Origin of the sequence: Streptomyces sp. HPF1205, assembly GCF_020400825.1 — a bacterium.
GTDB lineage: Bacteria > Actinomycetota > Actinomycetes > Streptomycetales > Streptomycetaceae > Actinacidiphila.
Window position 1 is genome coordinate 129,420 of sequence record NZ_JAINVH010000020.1, and the last position, 7,881, is coordinate 137,300.

At 62.6% G+C, this 7,881-nt stretch carries 3 protein-coding genes; 1 reads left to right on the forward strand and 2 read right to left on the reverse strand.

Annotated features, from left to right (window positions below):
• Both K7G61_RS37020 and K7G61_RS22840 read right to left on the reverse strand, forming a co-directional pair.
• Positions 1 to 2,241 carry a tetratricopeptide repeat protein gene (locus K7G61_RS37020; protein ID WP_225848801.1) on the reverse strand — a complete coding sequence of 747 codons (2,241 nt, stop codon included), beginning with the start codon at positions 2,239 to 2,241 and terminating at the stop codon, positions 1 to 3.
• 317 nt (positions 2,242 to 2,558) lie between these two features.
• Positions 2,559 to 2,975 (reverse strand): hypothetical protein, encoded by a 417-nt coding sequence (locus K7G61_RS22840; RefSeq protein WP_225848802.1) that lies wholly within the window; start codon positions 2,973 to 2,975, stop codon positions 2,559 to 2,561.
• Positions 2,976 to 4,398: 1,423 nt separating this feature from the next.
• Between K7G61_RS22840 and K7G61_RS22845 the strand changes: the two genes are divergently transcribed.
• Complete coding sequence (locus K7G61_RS22845) at positions 4,399 to 7,206, forward strand: hypothetical protein (protein WP_225848803.1); 2,808 nt, start codon at positions 4,399 to 4,401, stop codon at positions 7,204 to 7,206.
• Positions 7,207 to 7,881: the final 675 nt, after the last annotated feature.

Genomic DNA, 7,881 nt, shown 5'->3' on the forward strand with positions numbered 1-7,881 from the left:
CTAGGCTATTTTTTCTGCTTCCTCCAGAGCCTTGGCTGCTTCCTCCGTAGCCTCTACCTGTTTGTATTCCTCCGCCGCTCGTAGCCACACCGCCTGTACCCTTCGGCTATCGACCTGGGCTGCGGCCAGAGTCTCGGCGAGTTCTTCGAGTGCCTTGCCCGTTCGGAATCCATTTCTGGCTCCATTTAGCATCTCCACGGCTCGTTCGCCAGCGGTAATTGCTTCATCAAAACGCCTCGATTTTCGCAGCGTGGCGCCGAGGTTTTCCCATGCGGTGGCTTCATCATTCGGATTTTTGTGCTTTTTGTGGAGGCTGATGGCAGTCTCGTGGGCGGTGATGGCTTCGTCGAAGCGTTGCACTTCTTGCAGAACATTGCCGAGGTTGTCCCATACGATGGCTTCGAGGTGGGGATCCTTGTGCTGTTGGTAGAGGCTGATGGCAGTCTCGTGGGCGGTGATGGCTTCGTCGAAGCGTTGCACTTCGTGCAGAACGATGCCGAGGTTATTCCAGGCGCCGGCTTCGCGGTAATGATCACCATGCTGCTGGCAGAGGGCTAGGGCGTTTTCATGGGCGGTCATTGCTTCGTCGAGGCGTCGGACTTCGTGTAGAACGATGCCGAGGCTGTGCCAGGAGTTGGCTTCACCGTCCGGGTTTTTGTCCTTTTTGTGGAGGGCGAGGGCGTTTTCGTGGGCGGTGATCGCTTCGTCGAAGCGTCGCATGCCGCGTAGAACTATGCCGAAATGATTCCAGACGTTGCCTTCGCCGCTCGGGTTTTTGTGCTTTTTGTGGAGGGCGAGGGCGTTTTCGTGGGCGGTGATCGCTTCGTCGAAGCGTCGCACTTCACATAGGGTGGAGCCGAGGTTGGTCCAGGTGTTGGCTTCGCTGTCCGGGTCGTTGTGCTGCTGGTAGAGGGCGAGAGCGGTCTCGTAGGCTTGGATAGCATCTTCGTACCGTCGCACTTCATGAAGAGCGTTGCCGAGATTGTTCCAGATGTTAGGTTCGTTGTGCCTGTCCTCAATTTCCCGGCAAACGTCCAAGGCGAGAGACTGAATGGCTACCAAATCATGAAGCTGTCTCCGCCACTCCAAGTACGGTCCGAGAGCGACTGCTAAATGCATGACTTGCTGTGTTGCACCCCCTGCGTGTGTTATAGCAATGAGATTGGGGCGTTCGGCGTCCAGCCATTCAAGTGCTCGCGCCCGGTTTCCAAAAACTCGTGCCGTTGTTGTCCTCTGAGAGCGGTCGACGTATCCGCTTGCGGCTTGGGTTGTGCGTGTGTAGTAGTTCATGAGGCGCGTGCGGGCCTCGTCGTGACGGCGCCGGGCCGGCCCAGAGGTGGCTGCACGTGCCACTGCTCGTGCAGTGGCGTATTCGCGGAGGAGGTCGTGTATCTGCCAGCGGCCGCGAGTGGCGCTTCGCTGAATGAAGTGGAAGGTGGCCAACTGGCCTAAAAGTTGATCAACGGATCGATCGGGCTGGCCAACAAGGGCGGCTGCTGCTGTGGTGGATATGTCAGGCCCCGGGTTTAGAGAGAGGAGAGTGAAGAGTTCGGCCTGTTGGGGCGGCAAGCGGTCAAATGATTGGTCGAAGGCGGCCCTCAGACTTCGTTCTCCGTCGTCCAGTTCTTCCAAACGTTGCTCTCCGCTGGTGAGGTGATCGGCGCGCTCGGCCAGCGGTTGGCCAGGATCAGTCGTCAGCAGTGCGGCGGTGATCTGCAAAGCAAGGGGAAGGCAACCGCAGGCGAGAGCTACTCGTTCAGCTGCTTCAGGATCGTCCTTTACCCGTGAGTCCTCGGGGTTGGCGTTCCGCAACGCCGCATCTAGCAGCGTCACGGCGTCTTGCGGCTGGAGGAGGTTCAGGATGCGCAGCCGCCCCAGGCCAGACAGGGAGCGGCGCGAAGTGACGAGCAAGCCGTGTCTGCCGGGCGGTAGAAGCAGCCTTACCTGCTCGACGCTGGATGCGTTGTCAGCGATCACTAAGAGCCGCTCTCCGGCCCGCTCGCGAGCGTCGAGCTCGGAGCGGTAAAGAGCCTCGCGCTCCGATGCTGTGGGCGGGATGTGGGCAGCTTCCACACCTAGCGAGCGCAGCAGGGCGTCGAGGATATTTTCCGGCTGTGCCGGGCTCGGGTCGTATCCGCGCAGTCCGACCAGGAGCACGCCGGTGAACCAGCCGCGCTCGTGTGCGGCGTGACCGGCGGCGTGGACCAGCGTGGTCTTCCCCACTCCGGCGAGCCCAGCCACGACCGCCACAGTGCGAGGGTATGTTTGCGCCGGGTCGAGGACATCGAGGAGGAAAGCGACGTCGTCGTCACGGCCTGTGAATTCGGGTGGAAGTGGGGGCAAGGATGCTAGAGCTGTCGGGACGGGGGCATACTGCTGCACAAAGGTGTTGTTTTGTGTTCCGCTGCCCTGGGTGGGACCGCCGAACCGGCTGTGCTGGAAGTCGTTGCGCGGCACTGGCCTCGCACGGCCGCCCGAACTCCCAGCTCTCGCCGACTTATTTTTGCCCTTGCTCCGGCCGCCGACGGCCTTCCCCTTGCTCCCCACAGCCGCTCGCCTTACCGCTGATGGTAGTGGTTGTTCTGGGTCCCGCTGCCTTGCACCGGGCCGTGGAACGTCGAGTGCCGGAAGTCGTTGTGCACGTGACGATCCCCGGCAGCGCCGTTCACCGCTGAGACCAACGCTTCCAAGCTGGCGGCGATCCGCTCACGATCGTGCTCGGCGGCCTCCTCCAGGAGCGACTCGAACCGTGTCTGCCAGGCCGCCGCGTGGGTTAGCCGGACCCGCTCCCCCTCTTGGTCATCGCCCGCAGCTTCCAACTCGGCCAGCGTGCGGTCGAGCCGTTCCAGCTCCCGCCGCTCCCGCTCGGCTTCGCCACGGCCCACCAGTCGGGCCACACCATTGCGAAAGCTCTGCCACGCATCTGTGCCAGCGGCCTGGACCACGGCACCCCCACCCGTCGAGGCCAGCACCATTAAGGCATCCGTCAACAACTCCGCCCCCCTATTTTGTGCTCATTCAGGGCCAAACATCGTAGTCCGTCACCTCCGGTGCCTGGCGCCAGTCCTACGAATCAGGGGCACTTTCCTGTGGGACTGCCGGAGCGGCTGAGCGCGTGTTCGTCGGCGTGGGTGCCCGTGGGGTGACAGTGGGGAAGGTCGTTTGCCCGCAGGCATCTGGCCAGTTCAGAGGCCATGCCCCGCGCAGCCTGTAAATCCGTCGGCTTTGCCTACCGTGGTTCGAATCCACGTGCCGCCACACCTTGAGAAGGGCCCCTGACCTGCGATTGTGCGGGTCAGGGGCCCTTCTGGTGCTGGCGGGGAGTGCGGCGTGCTGTCCCGCTCCGCGCCGATGCGACCCGCGCTCCACCGGTGTCCCTGGACGAGACGTGGACGGCGTACGCCGGGCTGACCTGGTGAAACGAGTGGCTCGGCCGGGTTCTCAGGACGGCGTCCCCCGCTGGGCGAGCGGCAGTCCCTCGGCTACAACGAGATCACCGGCATACACCCCCTGCGAGCACACAGCAGAGAAGCGACCGCAGGAACGATCAAGTCGCCACTCCCTGCAGTAAATCCCGCAGTAGAGTCTGCTGCGCCTTCACCCACCGCGCCCATCCCTTCGCCGCCAGGCGCCTTCGTTCGTGATCGACATCCACCGGTTTGGGCCTCTGGGGCAGCGACACACCGCGCACGTCACTGCTCGACCTCGACATCGGCTGGTCCGGCAACCACCAGAGACTGGCGCCAGGCAAGTGATCCTTTAAGCAGATCATCGAGCTGCAGCACGGTTCACTGCCACGCCCTGAGACTGCTCAACCAGCCTTGAGACGGAAAAGCGGTTGGGCGGGGGAGACGCGTGCGTCGGCTCGGTTGGATTGGCGGGCGGCCGAAGCCGCAGCGGTTGGTATGCGCAGGCCGCGGCGGGGACTCGAGATCGATTTGCCGTCACCCTCCGGCCCGCCGAACCTGGTATTGGGTACCTGCGCGCGAGTCGGACCTTGACGCTTCGACCGAGAAGGCACTCATGAAAGATCCAAATTACCAGCCGATGAGACGGCAGTCGCAGGAACCGGGTCAGCCGGGGGTGTGGGTCCGGCGCGTGGCCAGGGTCCTCCATGAATGGCTGGCCGGCGTACGCATGTCGTTCACCAACCGGCTGTGGGAGTTCCGTGACAGACACTACCCGTGGAACCCGAGATGGCGTCAGGCGGCGTTCTTCTCAGCGTTGCTGATATCTGTTCTAGTTGTTGGAGCCTGGCTTTCGGCCGCGATCTATCTCATCATCACGAACCCTCGTGGGCACGCTCCCGGACTATCAAGGGCGGAGGACGTGTGTTCACAGAACGGGCTGGCGTGTGCCTCGGTAACTGGATTCTCATTCCCCGTACTGTTGATCCTCGTGGGCTATATTTACTTCCTGTTCTTCAGTTTCCGGCGTGCCAAGAGAAAATATCTGAGAACGGTTGGAGAAGATTCTCGGGCCCTCGTCTCCACGGTGGGCGCGATATTCGGTGATGTCGTCGGTCGTGACGAGTTGTGCGAGTCGATCATCCATGAACTTCGGAGCAGGGACGACGCGCGCCCTCAGGTGCTCATGGGCGGTGTCGGCACGGGCAAGACGGCGGTTCTGGTGCGTCTGGCGAAGAGGTTGAGTGAGAAGGGACTGGTTCCTGTTCCAGTTCGGCTGCGGGAAATCCATTCGAGCTCTGGCGTCGATGTCCTGGACTTCGAGGAGTCAGGGCGAAAGGAATTCGGGAAGATTGTGAAATCACGTCTCCAGTCCGATCAGGACGAGGAGAAGGCGTGGCGCAGACTCCGGGGGGATCGCGAAGTCTTCGTCCTCGCTGATGGCCTAGAGGAAGTGCTGATCAAGGAGGGCGGTAACGAGCACGAGAGTTCGCGAGAGCGCGACGCCTTGATCCGCGACGCGGTCAAGCAGGCAGGGGACAACGGACTCCCGCTGGTCATTGCCTCCCGTCCGCACGATCCACTCAGAGGGATGGACGCTTCCATCACCGACCTGGAGCCGCTGAACGAGGACGAGGCCGCCCGGTACCTGCTGGACAGCAGTCCGTACCGCCGTGACGAGTATCTGCTGGCACAGATCGTGAGTACCGGTCGACTGGTGGAGTCTCCGCTGTATCTGGAGATCGCACGGGAGTTGTGCGCTTGTGACCGCATCGGTCGGATCCGGCCGGAGGCCTCCGGAGAGAACGAGGTTCTGCGTACCGCAGTACTTGAACTTCGCTGCCGTCTGCTGACGGAATGGATGAGGGCCTTGATGGAGGGGGCGGTCCGTGAGGACGCAGCCATCGACAGGGATACCCGCTTGGCAGTCATCAAACAGATACGGCTGCTTGCCGCAAGCGGCCTAAAGAGAGATACGCTTGTGGTGAGCCTTGAGGGATTGACCGAGGACGGTCTCCTTCACCAGGAACAGAGAGACAATGCGCACGGTACGGGAATTGATCTTCCCATGGCTGTCACGCTCGGCTCGCGTCTCGGACTCGTGGAATTCTCCGAGAGTGGAGTGCGTTTTCCGCACAGTATCGTGCAGGCGTATCTGGGTGCGGGCATTCTCGGTAAGGTCATGAAAAAGGAAGAATCATTTTCCAGTGCGGCTTTTCGCAACCTAGGTCGAGAATTTCTGCTGTCAATGGTGATGTATGCCAACATTCTCAGAATGGGTGGCGGTGCCGGTTGTGAGCAACTTCTTGAGGGTATTTCCTCGGACCGGCTGACCGAGGAAGAGATGAGATACAGGCTGGGCAATCGTCTGCTGATGTGGGACCCAGTGACCTCCGGGCTCACGGAAACAGCGAAAATACTGGAGGGTTGTGCCGCATTCATCGACATCGACAATGTATGCCGTTCGTCGCACCTCAAAGGATTGGCATTGAAGTTGGGGGAGAGATGGCGGGAGATGTCGCAGAGGGAACGCCCGGAAGAGGATCAGCGGACGGTGGAGGAGGCGAAAATCGGGCTTATACGTCGCTTCGGAGAAGCGATACGTGAAAAGGATGACCCGCAGCGGCAGCGATTCTACATGAACCTGTTGGCAATTGCCGCCGAGGAGCATTCCTACCCGGTTCGGCTCGAGGCGGCGACTCAGATAGGCCAGGGGGCGAGTGAGGCCGTCAGGGTGATTCCGCATCGGAGAGATATCAAGCATCGGTCGGGCGAATGGTACGCCACGATGCAGGCGTGGCTCTCCCCCATGCTCGTCGCGGGTACCACTCCGACCGAGGCGGGGGAGCGTGTCAACTGGTACGTCGACCGCCTCGGCGCCGGCAAGCAGCACCACGATATCTCGCTGCCGGAGGAAGTGGCCTTGGCGCAGGGATTCAAGCTCGCGGCGAACAGGCGAGTCAGCCGCGCTGGAGAAGCGTCGAAGAAGTTCCTCTTCGACAAGGCGGTGGACGTGCTCAAACGCACCACCTACTGGTACACGCATCTCACCGTGTTGCATGCTCTGACGCTGTGGTCCCTTCGTCAGGACATCCCGATCCTGGAGGCCCGAAGTATGGTGCGCGGCTGGCTGACGCTGGCCGGGACAGAAGCTGGGCCGCCCGGACAGCCGCAAGGCGGAAGGGACGGACGCCGGGAGCATCCGTTCGTGACGGAGGCAGGTCGTCTTGCGGTCATGGCGCTTCACCTGGGTGAAACGCAGAAATATCTGTGGATCGATGAGTCGGATGTGGTGTCGAAGGTCGGTTCCTACGCCCCCGCCCAGAGCGCCATGCGGCAGATTCAGCGTCTATGGATCCCGTCGTCGGCGGGTTGGGGGGTGCTGGATCCGCGGGCCCGAATGTTGGTCGCCGATGTGCTGGTGCTCAGCACCCTCGCGAACAGGGGGGAAGAACCGACCCGGCAAGCTGGGACGATGGCGAGAACGATGCGCAGCGACATCCCGCCGTGCCTCTCCGGCAGCCGGGATCCGCTGAGGCCCACATCCAAGGCGATGCCCGGGAGCCGCGAGGCCGGGTCCACCTGCGCGCCGGGCTGCGAGTTCGGACTGTGTCCCTACCCGCCGCGCGCCCCGCAATCATACTGGCCCGAGATCCACGAGGCCTTCTGCCGAAAGCAGCACGACCTTCTCGACCGGCACCAACTGCTGAACATGCGTCAGGCGGCATGGTGGCAGGGCACGACACTGCGCGATCTCCGCCATTTCTGGGCGAGTATGGAGGAGCGTGCGCAGAAGTGAACGGACTGCGGGTACGCCAGGCACCTCCGGCACACCTGCTCCGACACCGCCGTCAACGTCATCCACTTCGACGTCCGTGGACCTCGGAAGGGCTGTCCTGTGACGGCGAACCGTGGCTGTTACTGACCTTCAAAGGGTGGTGTCGTCAGGGTGGGGCGAGCGTGAGTCCGGTGCCGGTGAGGCAGCCGTCGAGGACGTCGGGGCAGTCGCCGGCGCCCGCTTCGGCACACCCGCCCCACACCGCAACGTGGCAGCGCAACTCCCACAGCCGCAGGTAAAAGCGGTACGGGGCGGTATCACCGGGTCCGGACCGTAGGTGGCGGCGCTCAGTCGGCATCGGCGGTCTGGCGTGAGTCGAACGGTCCCGGCCCCGGAGCGGCGGCAAGGCGACACCGGCTGCGGGAGGCAGCTATCGACGGTCGGTTCGGGAGGGGCGGTTGTCCCATGCTGAGGGGCGTTTCCATCTCAGTGGGCGGTTCGTCACTCTTTGAGTGGATCTGCTGTCGCCTGATGGTCTGGCGGCTGGACGGAATCCATCACTCCGAGGCTTGAGCAGCATCCACCAGATCTGCGGGTCTGGGTGCTGCGTCTTGAAAGCCGACAAGAGTCGCATGAGGGCCACGGGAGTGTGCTATCTGTTGAGCGGGGAAGCCAGTCCGGCTGATTGGGGGGTAC